We start from the raw sequence: 19,538 nt of genomic DNA, 5'->3' as shown, positions 1-19,538 counted from the left end.
GATGAGTAATGGGGACTTTTAGAAAACGACCAATCCGCTATCCGCTTTTTGTTCTTTCCATTTTTGGCATTGTGACGTTCGCGCTTCTTTGTATTTGGAATATCGCGATTGGTATTGGCTATGGAGTAGGCTTTGCATTGTTAATGGCCTACACATGGAAAATTGAAAAAGCTACTTTTGAAGAGACCGAAAAGCATATAGAATCCATTTCCTTCCGTATGAAAAAGGTTGGGGAAGAGGCATTACTTGAAATGCCGATTGGGATATTGCTCGTCAATGAGGAATACGAAATTGAGTGGTCAAACCCATATATGCAAAATGTATTAAACAATGAGGCATTAGTGGGTGAAGGCATTGTCAATATATCCGACGACATCTACGTACTGATGAAGACCGAGGAAACAAAAGAAGCAACGATTACGCTTCGTGATCGTAAATATCGTGTCTTTTACAAGGAAGAGGAGCGTCTACTATATTTCTTCGATATTACAGAGCAAATTGCAATTGAAAAACAATACTTTGCAGATCGTACAGTTATTGCTATTTTATTTGTCGATAACTATGATGAAATTACACAAGCAATGGATGACCAGCCGCGTAGCTTAACTAATACGATGGTAACGTCTATTGTCAATGACTGGGCAGCGGAGCACGGAATATTTGTCAAACGAATTTCATCGGATCGTTTTTTAGCAGTTTTAAATGAATCGATTTTAACAGAACTAGAAAAGAAAAAATTTGCTATTTTAGATACAATTCGTGAAAAGACAGCACAAAAAAATCTTTCACTAACACTAAGTATTGGTGTTGGTGCTGGCTCTTCTTCACTAGTGGAACTTGGTGAATTAGCCCAATCGAGTCTGGATCTTGTTTTAGGTCGTGGTGGGGATCAGGTAGCCATCAAACAACCTACAGGAAAGCTCAAGTTCTATGGAGGGAAAACCAACCCTGTTGAAAAACGTACACGTGTTAGGGCGCGGGTTATCTCACATGCACTACGTGATTTAATACAAGATAGTGACCAAGTGTTTGTTATGGGACATAAAAATCCTGATATGGACTCTATTGGTGCATCTGTTGGGGTTCGCAAAATGGCTCAAATGAATGATGTAAAAGGCTATGTCGTCATTAATTTTGATGAACTGAACGGTAGTGTCACACGTTTAATGAATGAAATTGAAAGTAAATCCGATTTCTACGAGCACTTCTTAACGCCAGAGGAAGTGGCTACAAAAATGACTGAAAAATCCTTACTTATTATTGTAGATACACATAAGCCGAATTTAGTCATTGATCCATACTTATTAAAGCTTGCGGAAAAGGTAGTCGTAATCGACCATCATCGTCGTAGTGAAGACTTTATTGAAAATCCAACGCTTGTGTATATGGAGCCTTATGCTTCGTCTACAGCAGAGCTTGTTACTGAGTTATTAGAGTATCAGCCAAAGCGGGCAAAAATTAATATGCTCGAAGCGACAGCGCTATTAGCGGGGATTATTGTTGATACCAAGAGTTTTACACTTCGTACAGGAGCCCGTACTTTTGAGGCAGCTTCTTATTTACGAACAAACGGAGCAGATACAGTTTTAGTACAAAGACTTTTGAAAGAAGATATCCATACGTATATTGAACGTTCGAAAATTGTGCAAACTGTGAAATTCGTGAAGCCTGGCATTGCACTAGCCGTAGGTGAAGATTCAAAAATTTATGATTCCGTGTTAATCGCGCAAACGGCCGATATTTTACTAACGATGAAAGATGTAAACGCATCTTTTGTCATTGCGCATCGTGCAGATGGTAAAATTGGCATTAGTGCAAGGTCATTAGGAGAAATAAATGTACAGCTTATCATGGAAAGGCTCGGCGGTGGCGGGCATTTAACAAATGCGGCTTGCCAAATAGAAGCACTTTCCATTGGTGAAGTAAAAAAATATTTAGAAGAGGCCATATATGAGGTACTCGAAGGGAGTTCTGAATTATGAAAGTAGTATTTTTAAAAGATGTTAAAGGTAAAGGAAAAAAAGGGGAAGTAAAAAATGTAGCAGACGGCTATGCACAAAACTTCCTAATTAAAAACGGTTATGCTGCAGAAGCAAATGCACAAGCAATGAGCCAATTACATGGCCAAAAGAAACTAGAAGAAAAAAACGCAGCAGCAGAATTAGCTGAAGCACAAGCTTTAAAAGAAAAGCTAGAAGCATTAACAGTGGAGCTAAAAGCAAAATCAGGAGATGGTGGACGCTTATTTGGTTCAGTTTCAACAAAACAAATTGCAGAAGCACTGCAAAAAGTACATGGCATTAAAATTGATAAACGTAAAATGACTTTACCTGATGGCATCCGTGCACTAGGCTTTACAAATGTACCTGTAAAACTACATCACGAAGTATCAGCGACATTAAAAGTACAAGTAACGGAAGAATAAGGGGCGACTATCCATGAACGAACCGATGATGGACCGCGTTCCACCGCATAACCGGGAAGCGGAGCAATCGGTTATCGGTGCAATTTTTCTAGAACCACAGGCACTAATCACAGCATCAGAAATTCTGCTAGCTGATGATTTTTACCAAAACGCCCATAAGAAGATTTTTGAGACAATGCTGCGTTTAAGTGATCAAGGAAAAGCGATAGATGTTGTAACAGTTACTGAGGAATTATCAGCAAAAAAAGAGATTGAGGATGTTGGCGGGCTATCGTATTTACTAGAGCTCGCCAATGCTGTCCCTACGGCAGCAAACGTTGCTCACTATGCCAAAATCGTTGAGGAAAAAGCGTTATTACGTCGTTTAATCCGTGTAGCTACAAAAATAGTTGAGGACGGCTACACACGTGAGGACGAGGTAGAGGCATTACTCGGCGAAGCAGAGAAGAAAATGATGGAGGTCGCCAACCGAAAAAATGCTGGCGACTTTAAACATGTAAAAGATGTTTTAGTTGAGACATTCGATAATATCGAACAGCTTCAATCCCGTAAAGGTGATGTAACAGGGATTCCAACAGGCTTCCGTGATTTAGACCATATTACAGCAGGCTTCCAACGCAATGACTTGATTATTGTTGCGGCGCGACCTTCTGTAGGGAAAACGGCTTTTGCGTTAAACGTTGCACAAAGTGTAGCTGTGCAAGCACGTGAAAATGTTGCCATCTTCTCATTAGAGATGGGGGCTGAGCAGCTCGTTATGCGTATGCTATGTGCCGAAGGAAATATTGATGCACAAGTTTTACGTACAGGTGCTTTAACTACCGAAGATTGGGGTAAACTAACGATGGCAATGGGAAGTTTATCGAATTCAGGTATTTTTATTGACGACACGCCAGGTGTCCGTATCAATGAAATTCGAGCAAAGTGTAGACGTTTAGCACAAGAGCATGGACTTGGAATGATTCTAATCGATTACTTACAGCTTATTCAGGGTAGTGGGAAGCCTGGGGAAAACCGTCAACAAGAAGTATCAGAAATCTCACGTTCGTTAAAAGGATTAGCGCGTGAGTTAAAGGTACCAGTAATTGCACTATCGCAGCTTTCACGTGGCGTGGAGCAACGTCAGGATAAGCGACCAATGATGAGTGACTTACGTGAATCAGGAAGTATTGAGCAAGATGCCGATATTGTTGCCTTCTTATATCGTGATGACTATTACGATAAAGAGTCCGAGAGTAAAAATATGATTGAAATTATTATTGCTAAACAGCGTAACGGTCCTACAGGAACAGTGACACTTGCTTTTAAAAAGGAATTCAATAAATTTATAAACGTGGATTGGTCACAAATGCCACCACCGCCACCACGTGATTAGTAATATTTATCTAGAAAAGAGATAATATTCATACCATTCCGTCATTAAACACGAACGTTAAATCATAGTAATTGATTTTATGTTCGTGTTTTTAACTATTTTTTTATTGACGAGTTGTTTCTAACATTGTTACAATAATTTACGGCTTGATTAATGAGATACAATACGTATCTAACGGAGGTGCTGATTATGACATCAGTTGTAGTTGTAGGAACACAGTGGGGAGACGAAGGTAAAGGTAAAATTACAGATTTCCTTTCACAAAAGGCAGATGCGATTGCCCGCTTTGCAGGTGGCGATAACGCTGGACATACCATTAAAATTAATGGTGAAACATATAAGTTACATTTAATCCCATCAGGTATTTTCTACAAAGAGAAAACGTCTGTGATGGGGAATGGGATGGTTGTTAACCCAAAATCGCTTGTAACAGAGTTAAAAGGACTGCAGGAACGAGGCATCAATACAGATAATCTTCGTATTTCCAATCGTGCCCATGTCATTTTACCATATCATATTAAACAAGATATCGCAGATGAAGAAAGCCGTGGCGATAACAAAATCGGTACAACTTGTAAAGGTATCGGACCTTGCTATCAAGATAAAGTAGCACGTATCGGTATCCGTATGGCTGATTTATTAGATAAAGAAGTATTTGAAGAAAAACTACGTCATAATTTAGTAATTAAAAATAAGTTGTTCGAGAAATTTTATGAAGTGGAAGGTGTAACATTCGAAGAAATCTTCGAAGAATATTACGGTTATGGACAAGAAATCGCTAAATATGTTACAGATACTTCAAAAATTTTAAATGATGTATTAGATGAAGGTGGCAAAGTATTATTTGAAGGGGCACAAGGTATTTTACTTGATGTCGATCAAGGGACTTATCCATTTGTTACTTCTTCAAACCCTGTTGCTGGTGGTGTCGCAATTGGTGCAGGTATTGGCCCATCAAAAGTTTCAAGTGTTATTGGTGTATGTAAAGCCTATACATCACGTGTAGGAGATGGTCCATTCCCAACTGAATTATTTGACGAAGTTGGCCAGCAAATCCGTGAAGTAGGTCGCGAATACGGTACAACGACTGGACGCCCTCGTCGTGTAGGCTGGTTTGATACAGTTGTCGTTCGCCATTCACGTCGTGTAAGTGGTATTACGCATTTAGCATTAAATTCAATCGATGTTTTATCAGGTTTAGACACTGTAAAAATTTGTACAGCTTATAAATATAAAGATGAAACAATTACAGAGTACCCAGCAAACCTTCATATTATTGAACAATGCGAACCTATTTATGAGGAGCTTCCAGGCTGGTCAGAAGATGTTACAGGCTGCCGTACATTAGAAGAGTTACCAGAGAATGCACGACGCTATGTAGAACGTGTAAGTGAATTAACGGGCATTCAAATTGCTACCTTCTCTGTCGGCCCTGGTCGTGAACAAACAAATGTATTAGTAGATATTTGGGAAGCATAATCAAGAGGCGAGGATCAATTTTAAAAAGAGGGAAAACGGTATTCGTAAATCTCCACTGTTTAAAATGAATGGAACCTTATAGTTGTTGGTAGCGAAGGCGGGCGACTCCTGCGGGAACGCACAGCACGTAAGACGCAACAAGCCGCGCGACAGCGAGGGTTGCGGCTTACGGTGTGCCCGTGGTAGCGGACAACAACGGACATAGTAAAAAGTGTTAGATTGATTTGAGTCAATCTAACACTTTTTCTCTTTTGTCCAAGCTGTGCTTTTTAGTGAATATCCTTCTTCTTGAAGCGGCCACCTTTAACTTCTGCAATATTCCCTATTGCAAGGAATGCATGGTCGTCTATTTCCGCAACAATTGTTTTCAATTTTGATTCTTCCAAGCGTGTAATAACGGTGAAAATAACTTTTTTGTCGTTGCCTGTGTAGGCCCCCTCCCCGTGAAGAAAAGTAACCCCACGACCAAGTCGGTCCATAATAGTTTGACCAATTTCTTCAATTTCATCACTGATAATATAAACAGATTTTGACTCTTCCATCCCTTGTATAACAATATCAATCATTTTATAGGCTATATAATAGGCAATGATAGAGTACATAGCTTGCTCCCATGTGAAAACAAAACCCGCAATAGTAAAGATCAGTACATTGAAGAACATAATAATTTCTCCGACTGAGAATGGAGATTTTCTATTAAATAAAATGGCTAAAATTTCAGTTCCATCTAAAGAACCGCCGTAACGTATAACGATACCGACACCAATACCTAAAATCATCCCACCAAAAACTGTCGCAAGTAATGTGTCTGTTGTAAATGGTTCAAGATTATGTAAGAAGATTGTTGTTACGGAGAGCACAGTGATGCCAAGCCCTGTAGAAAGTGCAAATGTTTTACCAATCTGTTTATAGCCTAAAAAGATAAAAGGTAAGTTTAAAACGAAGATGAAAATACCTAGGGGTATGCTTAATAAATGCGAGGTAATAATGGAAACACCAACGATTCCTCCGTCCATAATGTGGTTTGGTACTAAAAATAGCTCTAGTCCTAATGCCATAATGATGGCACCTATGGCAACCATAACAATTCGGACGGTTATTTTCCGAACTGTATTCTTTTTTTGCTGCCTTGCCTTAGCTACCTTAGTGGTCTGTGAATCACTCAAATCAATCGCTCCAATCAACTAGTATACGTCTCTTACTCTATTTTATCGAAATATTGAAAAAGTAAAAAGAAATATGTTTAAATACTCATTTAAAACAAAATAATAAGGATAATACTTCCTAATTTAAAAATAAAAGGAGTGAGAATAAGATTATCAAATATAAGATTTATGTAACAATTAGTAGAGAAATAATACATTTTCATTACAAAAGGGATAAAATATTCAAACGCCATTTTCTTTATGGTACATTATAGTGGTGCAAAATCTTTGTGGGTAATTAAACCTATGTTAGGCTAAAGTTGGAAGGGGCTTTATTGATGAGTTCGTCTTGTAATAAAAAAGAAGAAAGCAATCGATTCACCTACAATTTTTCTTCTTTTAAAAAAGTGTCAATTATTGCGGTACTAATGGCTAGTTTCACAATAAGCGCAGGCTTTACAAAAGAAAATAATCATAAAGAAACACTAAATAAAATATATCATGTATATGTAGAAAATGAATATATGGGTGCTGTATCTGATGACAAAGCTGTTCAAGAAATAATTGCATCGAAAGAACAGCAAGCAAGTAATCAGTATAAAGACTTATTAATCGATGCTAACTCGGTTGTGAAAATAATACCAGAGCAAGTGTTTAGTAATGAAACAAAGGATGCAGAAACTTTGGCGAAATTAGAGCAAACATTAGTTGCACAATCACCTGCCTTTGCATTACTAGTAGATAATAAGCCAATCACCTTTTTAAAAGATGCGAAAGCCTATGAAGAAACAATTCGCTTATTAAAGTTACAATATGTTTCTCAACCAGCGTTAGATGATTTACTTGCAAACCAACAATCTATAAATGAATTACCAGCTTTACAGTCTGGTGAATCACGCCTGTTAAATATTGTGTTTAAACAAGGTGTTTCAGGTGTAACACAAAAAGTAAATCCTAATGCCATTGTATCGCCTGAAGAGGCAGTGAAACACTTAATGACAGGATCCCTTGAGCAAAAGGAATATAAAATTCAATCAGGGGATGTATTAGGAGCAGTCGCTAAAAAGCATAATTTAACAACTGCTGAGTTAATTGCATTAAATCCTGGTCTGACAGTAGATACAGTGTTACAAATAGGACAAGCACTAAATGTTACGGTTGCAAAACCATTTGTAACCATTGAAGTAAAACAAGAAAAGACCGTTACAGATACAATTCCATTTAAAAAAGTAATGAAAGAAGACCCTACAATGTACAAAGGGGAGTCCGTTATAAAACAACAAGGCGTTAACGGGAAAAAGGAAACCTCTTACTTAATCACGACTGAAAATGGCTCACGTACTTCTAAAGTAGCTTTAAAAGAAAAAGTGTTACAACAACCAGTGGATCATATTGAAGTAGTAGGGACAAAAGTAATCTCGTCTCGTGGAACGGGTGAGTTTGTTTGGCCAACAGTCGGAGGCTATGTATCTAGTGCTATGGGACAACGTTGGGGTGATATCCATCGCGGAATCGACATTGCTCGTCCTAGTAACTACAATATACTAGCTTCAGATAATGGCGTAGTAGTAGCTGCTGGCGTTTCTGGTACCTATGGTAATCGCATTGTTATTAATCATAAAAACGGCTATACAACGCTTTATGGACACTTATCTTCTATTAAGGTTAGTGTTGGGCAGGTTGTTGAAAAAGGTTCTGTTATTGGAATTATGGGCTCTACAGGAAATTCAACAGGTACACATTTACACTTTGAAGTTGAGAAAAATGGTGAGCTGGTCAATCCTTTATCATATGTAGGTCAGTAATTGTAAAAGGCAGTCCAAATAGTGGGCTGCTTTTTTGTATAGTAAGCATAAAAATCTACATTATTTCCCGAGAAATAATTGTCGAAATACGGAAACTGTTCGTGAATAATGCATGGAAGCAAAAAGCATGTTAGAGTTAAGAGTAGTAACTTTACAAATACACATTGTTTAGAATAGATGAATAGCGAAAGGGAGAGAATGTATGAGTAAAACAATTTTAGTTGTTGACGATGAGAAACCAATCGCAGATATTTTACAGTTTAATTTAATTAAAGAAGGCTACAAAGTAATTTGTGCGTATGATGGAGATGAAGCATTAGAAAAGGTTGAGGAAGAGCAACCAGATTTAATGCTGTTAGATATAATGTTACCAAAAAGAGATGGTATGGAAGTTTGTAGAGAAATTCGAAAAAAATATGATTTCCCTATTATTATGTTAACCGCTAAAGGCTCAGAGATTGATAAAGTATTAGGCTTAGAAATGGGCGCGGATGATTACGTAACGAAGCCATTTAGTACAAGGGAGCTAATCGCACGCGTGAAAGCCAATATGCGTCGCCTTCAAGTAGTAGCTCCTGCGGCAGAGGAAGAAGAGGAAACATCCAATGAGATTGTAGTAGGCTCTCTTGTTATCCAACCTGACGCTTATCAGGTGATGAAGCGCGATGAAGCAATTGAATTAACACATCGTGAGTTTGAATTGCTACATTATTTAGGAAAACATATTGGACAAGTGATGACGCGTGAGCATCTTTTACAAACTGTATGGGGTTACGATTATTTCGGTGACGTACGTACAGTCGATGTAACGATTCGTCGCCTTCGTGAAAAGATAGAGGATAATCCAAGTCATCCGGCATGGATTGTCACTAGACGTGGCGTAGGGTATTATTTACGAAATCCTGAACAGGAGTAAAGGAAATGCAGAAAGTAAGCTTCTTTAAATCAATTCATGTCAAGCTTGTACTAATTTATATTTTGTTGATTATGTTGGCGTTACAAATTATAGGCATCTATTTTGCAAAGCAACTAGAGGAAAATTTGAAAAGTAATTTTCAAGAGTCTATTTTTCAGCGTGTAGATTTGATGCAATATAGCATTCGTGAAGAAATTTTAAAAGAACGCGATGAAAGTATGCCTTCGCTTGAGGAAAGTTTGAAATCCATTGTAAAAGAATTTTCCACAGGGTTGAAGGATGTTTCGACAGGCGATATTTTAGAAATTCGCGTAATTGATAGTAGACAGCGTATACTTGCAACTTCAGAAGTAGATAATCAAAATTTAATAGGCCAACGTTCGAATACAGACCTTGTCCGTCGAGCAATATCAGCCGAAACACTATTTGATCTTATAAAACTGGACAATAAAACGAGAAATCGAGTATGGGTGTTAGCAACGCCAATTCGTGATGGTGCAGGCCCTGATGATGAAATTATCGGGGTGCTTTACATTGAAGCAAATATTGAATCCGTTTTTGAGCAGATGAGTGATATTAACCGTATTTTCCTAGGTGGTACTGCTGTATCATTAGTGGTTACTATTTTCTTAGGCATTTTAGTAGCACGCACTATTACGCAGCCGATTGCGGATATGCGTAAACAAGCACAAGCCATGGCGAAAGGGAACTTTTCTCGTAAAGTACGAGTTTATGGAACCGATGAGATCGGACAATTGGCTACTACGTTTAACCATTTAACCAATCGATTGCAAGAGTCTCAATCGACGACAGAGGCTGAACGACGGAAACTTCATTCGGTCCTTAGTAATATGACCGATGGTGTAATTGCAACAGACCGTAAAGGACGTATTATTCTTATTAATGATCCAGCCTTAGAGTTATTGCATATTTCGAGGGATATCACATTAGGACGGCCAATCGCTTCGGTGTTAGGCATCGACCAAGAATATAGCTTTGAGGATTTAATCCATATGAATGATGCCGTCAACTTGGATTTTAGTACGGCAGAGGCACCGTATATTTTACGTGCCAATTTCTCGGTAATTCAAAAAGAAACAGGGTTTATTAATGGGTTAATTACTGTACTTCATGATATTACGGAGCAGGAAAAGATTGAAATGGAGCGCAGAGAGTTTGTATCGAATGTCTCACACGAGCTTCGTACACCGTTAACAACGATGCGTAGTTACCTTGAGGCATTAATTGATGGGGCTTGGAAAGATGAAAATATAGCGCCTACATTTTTAAATGTTACGCAAACAGAGACAGAGCGAATGATTCGTTTAGTAAATGATTTACTACAATTATCACGAATGGATAGTAGTAATTACAAATTGAATACAGATATTGTGTTATTTAATTCATTCTTTAATCGGATTATCGATCGCTTTGAAATGTCTAAATCAGAAAATGTAACATTTGAACGATTACTTCCAGAGACATCCTATTACGTTGAAATTGATACAGATAAGGTGACGCAAGTAATTGATAATGTGATCTCAAATGCAATAAAATATTCTCCAGATGGAGGTAGTGTCCGTTTTGGTTTTACCGTCCAAGGAGATACGTTGAAGGTCATGATTTCGGATGATGGCATGGGTATTCCAAAAGAAAATGTAGGACGTATTTTTGATCGTTTTTACCGCGTGGATCGCGCGCGGGCACGCTCTATGGGTGGTACAGGTCTTGGGCTAGCGATTGCGCGAGAAATGATTGAGGCACATGGTGGGAAGATATGGGCTGAAAGTGAAGAGGGATATGGGACAACCGTTTTCTTCACATTACCATTTGAATTAGACGATTTTGACGAGGCAGGTGAGTGGGAATGAAATATATAGAACCAGTAAAATCCATTGTTTTATTTCTACTCGTTATGCTAAGTGTTGTGCTAACTTTCATTATCTGGACATATACGCCTGATTACAAAGTAATTGAGCAAACAGAAGGTAAGGAAATTTTAATTGGTACACAAAAGAAAATAGAAGATGTTATTAAGCCGTATAAAGCTCTTTATAGTAGTGAAGAAGAATTAACAGGTACTGTATCAAACGGTGCCATGAAAGATATTATGAATATTTTTCATGGTTGGAACATCCTAGACCTAGTTCGAGTGAACAATAATATTTCACCAGCAAATGTTAATGAGATGATACGTGCTAATAATCGTATGACTGTATTTTTTGCTGGGGAAATTCCTTTTTCAGAGCTAGGTACAATTTTTAACTTTGGTGAAAAAGAGTTACCAGAGACAACGTTTAATCGCATTATAATTGATTGGACAAATTATGCTAACAAAGAAGTGCAAATGTATTTCATTAGTAGCTCTAACAAATCACTGTTACGCTCACATGTAAGTATTACAAATGCCAATCAATTTGCAAAAGATATTATTGAACCATCCAAACTGCATAGTGCATATAAAGAAGTGGAACGAGATGGCTATACGTCGCTTTACGTGCCAAATGATACAATTGAATCCGTAAAATATACGTATTATATGAATGAACTTTCACCTGAATTATTTAAAAATGTCTTATTTTCAGAGCCAAACGTTGTACAGCGTAATGTAGAAAGTGCGACATTTGAAAAATATACAGATGGTTTGTCTCTTATGACTGTGGATACAAGGTTTAAATCATTGACTTATGTCTATCCAGCAGCCGAAAGTAGCGAAAGCATAGAGCCATCGAAACTCTTTAAAGATAGTTTTGAATTTATCAACGAACATGGTGGCTTCACGGCGGATTACCGCTATGTATCGGGCAACCCGAGTAAAAATCAATTAGATTATCAGCTTTATTTACAAGGTTTCCCTGTCTATAGTGATCAAGCAACAACTCGTATAACAACGGTATGGGGAGATACACGCATTTTCCGCTATAAACGCCCTTACTTTTCTTTAGACATATCGGAAAAAGAGATAAAAGAACTGCCATCGGGTACAGAAATCGTTGAAAAAATTCATAAGCTTAATAATATTGTATTATCAGATATCGATGAAATTGCTGTAGGGTATTATTTAACACAAGATGAAAATCTAAGATTATTTACATTAGAACCAAGCTGGTTTGTAATTCGCAATGGTTCATGGGTTTTACTGACACCTGAAATGCTTGGGGGTGTAAAAAATGGATTGGAATAGAACAAAATCCATTTTTATAGTCGTCTTTTTAATTTTAAATATTTTCTTATACTCATTATATGTAAATCGTTACAATGAGGCGCAAAGCGTTGAAGTAACAGGTGAGAAAACGATAGATGCCCGTTTAAAAGAGGATAATATTACGTATGGTGTTTTGCCGAATAATGTGGAATCAGCTACCTTTATTACTGGTAAAGTCCACACTTTTACGGCTGCTGATTTTACCAATCCTAATCATCAAGTAACGAGTTTAGATGCAAAATTAGAAGGAAAAGAGGCGCATGTCATTTTCGTAAATCCAGTGAAATTGCGAAATGTTAATGATGATGCCAGTTTCACAGAATTTGTACAAGCGAATATTAAAGAAGGCAGTTCCTATGGATTATGGAAAGTTAATCGTGAAGAGCGTGTAGCCATCTTCTTTCAAAAAACAAATAATCGAATGCTCTATTACAATAAGAGTGGTTTGTTAAAAATACAGTGGAATGCGGACAATGAAGTAACGATGTATGAACAAACGATGCTTGATAGTATTGAAGAAGTGGAGCAACAACAAAGTGTGCTACCACCGATTCAAGTGGTGCAGGCATTATACGCAAAAGGGCTTTTAAAGCCAGATTCACATGTTGACAAGATGCAGCTAGGCTATTCCACACTTGTCTATTTAACGCAAACACAAGTATTATTACCAACATGGGAAGTACGAGTGAAATTAGAAGACGGTGAAATAGAAGAGTTTTTTGTTGATGCTGTGGAAGGCAAGATTATTGAAATTCAAGAGGACAAGCAAGAGGTTGAAGAAGAAGACTGGGGAGTTTAAAGATGCGATTTAGTGTTTTAGCAAGTGGTAGTACAGGCAATTCGATTTATGTAGAGAACGATAATCATGCATTTATTGTCGATGCTGGCTTAAGTGGCAAAAAGATGGAGCAGCTCTTCACAAAAATCGATCGCAATATGAAACAGCTAAGTGGCATTTTAGTTACACATGAGCACAGTGATCATATTAAAGGAATTGGCGTATTGGCTCGGAAATACAATGTACCGGTATATGCAAATGCTAAAACGTGGCAAGCGATGGATGGACTCGTAGGAGATATTCCGCTAGAGCAACGTTTTGAGTTTGAAATGGAGACGGTGAAGCATTTTGGCTCTTTAGCTATAGAATCCTTTGCTGTTTCACACGATGCAGCAGATCCGATGTTTTATTCATTTCATGAAAATGGTCGTAAACTCGTGGTCATTACCGATACAGGCTATGTTAGTGATCGTATGAAGGGCATTATCCGTGGCGCAGATTCCTTCGTGTTTGAAAGTAATCATGATGTTAATATGCTACAAATGGGGCGCTATCCGTGGTCTATAAAACGCCGTATTTTGAGTGATGTAGGACACGTATCGAACGAAGATGCTGCTATTGCAATGAGCGAAGTAGTATTTGAAAAGCCAACGAATATTTATTTAGCCCATTTAAGTAAAGATAATAATATGAAAGAGCTTGCGCGCATGAGTGTGACACAAACGTTGCAATCTTGCGGGATTATCGCAGGTGAGTATGTTCATTTAGTAGATACGGATGCTGAAGAGCCAACAAAACTAGTAATGGTTTAAAGAAAAATCAAGATTTCAAGCGTTCATATAAAAAAGAAAAGCTGTTCAATGGCATTTTATAGTTAATGCATTGAACAGCTATTTTTTATGCCCATTTTATTTATTTTTCATGTAAATTTAATGTTTGAATCGTATGATAAAGGCAAGAATTAATAGATAGAAGTTGTACGAAAGGATGAGGAACATGAGTTATTTAAATGATGATGACAAAAACAGTGATTTTCTAAATAATGATGAAATCCAAAAATCCCCTCTACAGGAGAGATTGGAACGTGAGGAAAAAGAAATGCAAGCGAAGCGTTCTAAAAAGAAAGACGGCGGCGGAGGAAAAGGTGGCTATTTCTTTAGTGGTCTAATAGGGGTTATTATCGGTGCATTACTCGTGTGGCTAATGCTTCCTGGGCTTGTCAATCAGATGCCGGGGACAACAACAAGCAGTTCTGGTAAAAATGAGACAACCATCAATCAGGTTGCAACCGAAGTAACAACGGATGTTACAGGTGCTGTAGAAAAAGCATCAGGTGCTGTTGTAGGTATTACCAATATTCAAGAAGTGGCAAGTGGCGGTTTTTGGAATCAGCAAACAACCCAAGATAAAGAAACAGGAAGCGGCTCAGGTGTTATTTATAAAGTAGAAGGTGATACAGCCTTTATCGTCACAAATAATCACGTTATTGAAGGCGCAAAACAGTTAGAAGTAACAATGCAAGACGGCTCAAAAGAAGAGGCACAATTAGTCGGTAGCGATGTTTGGACAGACTTAGCTGTTATTTCAATCAGTGCAAAAGATGTTAAAACAGTGGCGACATTTGGTAACTCAGATGTACTAAAACAAGGTGAAACAGTGATTGCAATCGGGAATCCACTAGGTTTAGAATTTTATGGCTCTGTAACAACAGGTGTTGTTTCAGGTAAAGACCGTTCAGTACCAGTCGATTTAAATGGCGACAAGGTTGCGGATTGGCAACAAGAAGTGTTACAAACAGATGCTGCTATTAACCCTGGTAATAGTGGTGGTGCACTAGTGAACTTAGCTGGTGAATTAATCGGCATCAACTCCATGAAAATTTCCGAATCGTCAGTGGAAGGTCTGGGCTTCTCAATTCCAATCAACTCAGCAATTCCAATTATTCAGGAATTAGAGAAAAATGGAGAAATGAAACGTCCAACGATGGGGATTTCATTACTCGATTTAACAGACGTACCAGCGTACTACCAACAACAAACATTAAAATTACCTAAAGAAATTACAACAGGTGTTGTCATTACAGATGTTATCGCTAACTCACCAGCTTCAAAAGCAGGCGTGAAAGAATATGATGTAATTGTTGAAATGGACGGTAAAAAAATCGAAACTTCGATTGATTTACGTAAGCATTTGTACAACGACAAAAAAATTGGTGATACATTAACAATGAAAGTATACCGCGAAGGTAAGTTAGTGGAATTAACACTAACATTAACAAATAGCGATTCATTGTAATAAGCTAATCGGTGGTAGATGTAAAATCTACTACCGATTTTTAATTTAAAAAATTAATCCGCAAGATGTATTTTACTAAGAGAATTTACAAATATAGATGTGGATAACTAGAAATTTGTGAATAATTACTTTACACAGCAAGTAGCGAGAGAAAGCCTTTCTTTCCTACTTGCTATTCCTTTGTTACAATAGATTGTGGATAACATAGACCGAATTGTGAATAAGTTTGTGGAAATTTCGGAAAATAAGGAGACATGAAAAAATGGAAAAATTCAGTTGCGAAAAGCATATAGATCACGCTTTAGACATGTTTGTTGCGGAGCAAAAAGTATTCCCAATTATGGATAAAGTAGAAAAGGAAAAAAAGTTATCCACAAAATGTAGTTACTGCGAACAGCCAGCAGAATATATTGTATCAAGTAAATAACTTTACACAATATATAGAAACTACTTGTGGATATGTTGATAACTTTTGTGGATAATTTGTTTGTAAATGAAATGTAAAGGTGGATAACGTGTGAATATAACAATTGTATCAGTCGGAAAACTAAAAGAAAAGTACTTAAAAATGGGGATCGACGAATACGTAAAACGCCTTGGTAGCTATGCCAAAATAGAGTTAACGGAAGTGCCTGATGAAAAAGCACCGGAGCAATTAAGCGAGGCAGAAATGGAAATTGTGAAGAAAAAAGAAGGCGAACGTATCCTTGCAAAACTAAGCCCAGATACATACGTGATCGCCCTTGCCATTAACGGCAAAATGAAAACATCTGAAGAAATGGCAGCCGATATCGAGTCGTTGATGACTTATGGAAAAAGTAAAATTGCCTTCGTCATAGGCGGTTCACTCGGCCTACACGACGACGTCCTCAAACGTGCCGACGAAAAACAATCATTTGGCAAGATGACATTACCACATCAGCTAATGAAGCTAGTCTTGATTGAGCAAATTTACCGAAGCTTTCGCATTATTAAGGGAGAGCCTTATCATAAGTAAGTGCGGTTTTTGAATGAACCACATAGAATTGTTGATTTCTCAGCGTTCAAATGTACTGATGTATTTTTACGTTCTATTCCATTCTAAAACTTCAATTATTTGATTCCTTTGTTGTTTTTGCGAATCCGGCTTTAAGACTTTGGAGCATCTTTTTTTTTCAGCAGGTACATCGCTCTCTTTTTTATACAATGTAAAATTCTTTGTGGACTCCAGTGCAAGGGCAATAATACTATAAACGTGGTGCCAGTCACTCAAGCATATTTGTTGGAGCGACTGGCACCTTTTGTAACGTGTCTTTGGACCTGTAGACGTTTTTTACATTATATTCTAAAATTAACCCGTAAAATTATTCCAATATCCATAGAATAAAGTGAATTTAAGCGAAGGAGATTGTTATGACAATTGATCATGAAGGAAAACGAAAACAGTTAAAAGTAATCCAATTTGATAAAGATCGAAATACGCTTATTGAAAAGACTGAGCCGAGTGAAACTTTTGCTGACGTTGGTGGTTTGGAGGAAGTTAAGAAAAAGATTCAGATGAATTTTATTCTCCCTCTTAAAAATCCGGAGTTTTTTAAAGCATATGGGAAAGAAGCGGGTGGAAGTTTACTGCTTTATGGACCACCAGGTTGTGGGAAAACATTTTTAGCAAAAGCGATTGCTGGTGAAATTAACGCTAGTTTTATACATATGGAATTACAGGCAATTTTATCGATGTATATAGGAGAAAGTGAACATAATCTACACGATGTATTTGAAGCTGCGCGGGAAAACAAACCATGTGTCTTATTTATTGATGAATTGGATGCAATTGGTGGAAATCGTCAAAACATGAGACAGCATCATGAGCGAATGCTTGTCAATCAATTACTTCTTGAGTTAGATGGATTAGATGCTCATAACCATGGTATTTATGTCATCGGTGCAACGAATACACCGTGGTATTTGGATTCCGCATTAAGGAGACCAGGTCGTTTCAATCAATTACTTTTTATTTCCCCGCCTGCTGTAGAGGAAAGGGAGGTCATTCTGAAACTAAAGCTGAAAGACAAGCCACAGAACGCACTTAATCATAAAAAAATTGCTAGTAAAACAGCTCATTTCTCGGGGGCAGATCTTGAACAACTTGTTGGGGATGCCATCGAGTCCGCATTACAACGTTCATTGGAAATGGGCGAATTGCAACCGTTAACGAATAATGATTTAAGCGAAGCATTGAGCCGCCGTAAGCCAACAACTTTGGAATGGTTTTCAACAGCTAAAAATTATGCCACCTTTAGTGATGTGAATAAAGACTATCAACAAGTCCTGGAATATTTAAAAGAGAATAAGATTAGATAGGGTGTGGAATGCGTGAATGAAGAGGCGCAATATGCACAATTCATCCGGATTGAACAATTATATGAATGGGAACGTTTGCAAGAAGCCATTAAAGAGACGGAAAACTATATTCAACAATACCCCGAAGATGCGGATGGCTATGCCGTACTTAGTAAGGTTTATTTAAAACAAGGGGACCACAAAAAGGCCTTACATTGGTCACTAGAATCATTAAAGAAAGACCCAGAAAATGAAATTGCATGGGAATTTAGGGTAAGTACACTTTACACGGCTGGTAAATATAAAGAGACAATGACTGCAATTCAAGAGGCTTTAACGCTGTTTCCTGATGACGCCTTTTATTATTTTTTAAAAGGGAATATTTACAATAAAAATGGGGAGTACGAGGAGGCGAAAGAAAGTTTTCTTATAGCGTTAAAGTTGGAACCATCCAATGCGTTGTATCTTGCGAGCTATAGTTATGTTGAAAGTATTTTGGGGAACCAAGAAATTGCTCTCCAAGCAGAAAAACAAGCGTTACAACTAGATTCAGAGAGTTCGACGGTCTTTTTGTATGTAGCTTGGGCTGCTGACCAAAGAGGAGATTACGCGCAGGCATTGTCTTATTTGGAAAGTGCAGTTCGATTAGGTCCTAACAATCAGCAATTAAGAGTAGAGTACTTGGAAATTTTGCAAAAGCAATTTAAGGTGTACCAATGGCTCTTAGTGCCTTCTAGAATGTTAAATAAAGTAAAGCCGGCAATGGTATTTCTTATTTGGCTTGTGGCCTGGATGTTATTCAAGCCTCTTGTAGTTGTTTTTATTATTTTATATGTTGCTGCTCATTGGATAACAAAAATGATTGTCAATGTAAAAGTGTTCGGTCGGTTATTTGTAAAGGTGTAAATAATACCAAGCAGTCACTGTTTGATAATCCGTTTTGAAATAATAAGGAAGGGGAGACGATATTATTAGCAACTAATGCTATATTGAATTTTCATTTCACCATAGTGTTATATTGCAACAAATTGAGTCTTTATTTGGCTATATTAAAAAATGAAAGAGGACACTATTCAAATTGAAAATTTTTATAATGATGCAGCGTTAATGGACTTTTTTACAGAAGATGGGGTGTCCTATTTTTGGTGGCTGCGTAGAAATTTGTGAAACGATTGAAAGACTATATTTCAATCCAATTGGATTACCATATGGGGGAATGAGCCTTTGCAGGAAGCAATCAAGTCATTTGGGGTAAAAATTATAAATGTGCACGGGTAATTATGTTTTAGTCTTAAATATCAATACTGAAAGCTTCTCTGAGCATTACGAGAAAAAAATAGGAAAGAGATACAAGGATCAGTAAAGCGTAAGGAGTATATAAATAGTCTATTAACAAAGGAACTTTCACCAATATCTGTTTATCGCCATTTTAATAATGGAAATTCTCCTTTATTTTTTAAATACTATAAAGAGTACTTCGGAACGCTACATACCGGTGTCTATTCACCAAAAGATTTAAGCCTCTTAATTGGTGTAGGAGAGAATAGTGAACCAATTATGTTTTCCCTAAGAAAATATTTGGATGGAACTTTAAGTCTTTCTGGAGTTATGAAAGGAAGAATTAATCAAGCTTTATAAAATTGACTAACCTCTTTTGGTTTTGGAGTAGCATAATTGGTGATCAAATGTAAACTAAATAAAAACCGCACTTAAAGTAGGTAAGGTTCACCGTACCTACTTTAAGTGCGGTTGATAATCCCACAACAATAATCATCGCAAAAATATATAGATTGTCA

Annotated in this window: 16 protein-coding genes and 1 pseudogene; 16 read left to right on the top strand and 1 reads right to left on the bottom strand. The window is 37.4% G+C overall.

Features of this window, described 5'->3' with window-relative positions:
• The first annotated feature begins 8 nt into the window (after positions 1-8).
• The 4 genes from MHH88_RS22235 (at position 9) to MHH88_RS22220 (ending at position 5,279) form a co-directional block, all read left to right on the top strand.
• Entirely contained in the window at positions 9-1,982 is a 1,974-nt protein-coding gene (locus MHH88_RS22235; protein WP_069514061.1) for a DHH family phosphoesterase, read from the top strand.
• Positions 1,979-2,425: a 50S ribosomal protein L9 gene (rplI, locus tag MHH88_RS22230; protein ID WP_069514063.1), complete on the top strand. Its 447-nt coding sequence runs from the start codon at positions 1,979-1,981 to the stop codon at positions 2,423-2,425. Before MHH88_RS22235 ends, rplI begins: the two co-directional genes overlap by 4 nt.
• 13 nt (positions 2,426-2,438) lie before the next feature.
• The gene (gene dnaB, locus MHH88_RS22225; protein ID WP_069514065.1) at positions 2,439-3,800 is read left to right on the top strand and encodes a replicative DNA helicase; all 1,362 of its coding nucleotides are present in this window, start codon (positions 2,439-2,441) and stop codon (positions 3,798-3,800) included.
• A 189-nt stretch (positions 3,801-3,989) separates the two neighbouring features.
• Positions 3,990-5,279, top strand: coding sequence for an adenylosuccinate synthase (locus MHH88_RS22220; protein WP_069514068.1), 1,290 nt, complete (start codon positions 3,990-3,992; stop codon positions 5,277-5,279).
• A gap of 269 nt (positions 5,280-5,548) precedes the next feature.
• Here the strand turns inward: MHH88_RS22220 and MHH88_RS22215 are convergent, their stop codons facing one another.
• Positions 5,549-6,361 carry a YitT family protein gene (locus MHH88_RS22215; protein WP_339263155.1) on the bottom strand — a complete coding sequence of 271 codons (813 nt, stop codon included), beginning with the start codon at positions 6,359-6,361 and terminating at the stop codon, positions 5,549-5,551.
• A gap of 401 nt (positions 6,362-6,762) precedes the next feature.
• Here MHH88_RS22215 and MHH88_RS22210 point away from each other — a divergent pair, with 401 nt between their 5' ends.
• The 12 genes and pseudogenes from MHH88_RS22210 to MHH88_RS22155 form a co-directional block, all read left to right on the top strand.
• Positions 6,763-8,229, top strand: coding sequence for a M23 family metallopeptidase (locus MHH88_RS22210; RefSeq protein ID WP_339260750.1), 1,467 nt, complete (start codon positions 6,763-6,765; stop codon positions 8,227-8,229).
• 202 nt (positions 8,230-8,431) lie between these two features.
• Complete coding sequence (gene yycF / locus MHH88_RS22205) at positions 8,432-9,145, top strand: response regulator YycF (RefSeq protein WP_024364334.1); 714 nt, start codon at positions 8,432-8,434, stop codon at positions 9,143-9,145.
• Positions 9,146-9,150: 5 nt separating this feature from the next.
• Complete coding sequence (gene walK, locus MHH88_RS22200; protein ID WP_069514076.1) at positions 9,151-11,016, top strand: cell wall metabolism sensor histidine kinase WalK; 1,866 nt, start codon at positions 9,151-9,153, stop codon at positions 11,014-11,016.
• Entirely contained in the window at positions 11,013-12,329 is a 1,317-nt protein-coding gene (yycH, locus tag MHH88_RS22195; protein WP_069514079.1) for a two-component system activity regulator YycH, read from the top strand. The genes walK and yycH overlap by 4 nt, the downstream gene beginning before the upstream one ends.
• The gene (gene yycI / locus MHH88_RS22190) at positions 12,316-13,149 is read left to right on the top strand and encodes a two-component system regulatory protein YycI (protein ID WP_103977886.1); all 834 of its coding nucleotides are present in this window, start codon (positions 12,316-12,318) and stop codon (positions 13,147-13,149) included. Before yycH ends, yycI begins: the two co-directional genes overlap by 14 nt.
• Positions 13,150-13,151: 2 nt before the next feature.
• Complete coding sequence (locus MHH88_RS22185; RefSeq protein WP_069514084.1) at positions 13,152-13,940, top strand: MBL fold metallo-hydrolase; 789 nt, start codon at positions 13,152-13,154, stop codon at positions 13,938-13,940.
• A gap of 184 nt (positions 13,941-14,124) precedes the next feature.
• A complete protein-coding gene (locus MHH88_RS22180; protein ID WP_339260735.1) occupies positions 14,125-15,423 on the top strand; it encodes a trypsin-like peptidase domain-containing protein in 1,299 nt (432 codons plus the stop codon).
• Positions 15,424-15,685: 262 nt separating this feature from the next.
• Complete coding sequence (locus MHH88_RS22175; RefSeq protein ID WP_036205521.1) at positions 15,686-15,850, top strand: CxxH/CxxC protein; 165 nt, start codon at positions 15,686-15,688, stop codon at positions 15,848-15,850.
• 90 nt (positions 15,851-15,940) lie between these two features.
• Complete coding sequence (rlmH, locus tag MHH88_RS22170) at positions 15,941-16,420, top strand: 23S rRNA (pseudouridine(1915)-N(3))-methyltransferase RlmH (RefSeq protein ID WP_069514090.1); 480 nt, start codon at positions 15,941-15,943, stop codon at positions 16,418-16,420.
• 395 nt (positions 16,421-16,815) lie between these two features.
• Positions 16,816-17,763, top strand: a complete 948-nt coding sequence (locus tag MHH88_RS22165) for an ATP-binding protein (protein ID WP_107894917.1) — start codon at positions 16,816-16,818, stop codon at positions 17,761-17,763.
• Positions 17,764-17,775: 12 nt separating this feature from the next.
• Positions 17,776-18,648 carry a tetratricopeptide repeat protein gene (locus MHH88_RS22160; protein ID WP_339260730.1) on the top strand — a complete coding sequence of 291 codons (873 nt, stop codon included), beginning with the start codon at positions 17,776-17,778 and terminating at the stop codon, positions 18,646-18,648.
• Between the two features lie 429 nt (positions 18,649-19,077).
• Positions 19,078-19,380 (top strand): annotated as a pseudogene (locus MHH88_RS22155) (carcinine hydrolase/isopenicillin-N N-acyltransferase family protein); the annotation flags it as partial.
• Positions 19,381-19,538: the final 158 nt, after the last annotated feature.

It is taken from the genome of Lysinibacillus sp. FSL K6-3209, assembly GCF_037976175.1.
Lineage (GTDB): Bacteria > Bacillota > Bacilli > Bacillales_A > Planococcaceae > Lysinibacillus > Lysinibacillus sphaericus_D.
Note: the sequence above shows the minus strand (reverse complement) of the source record. Positions and strands in the feature narration are given on the sequence as shown.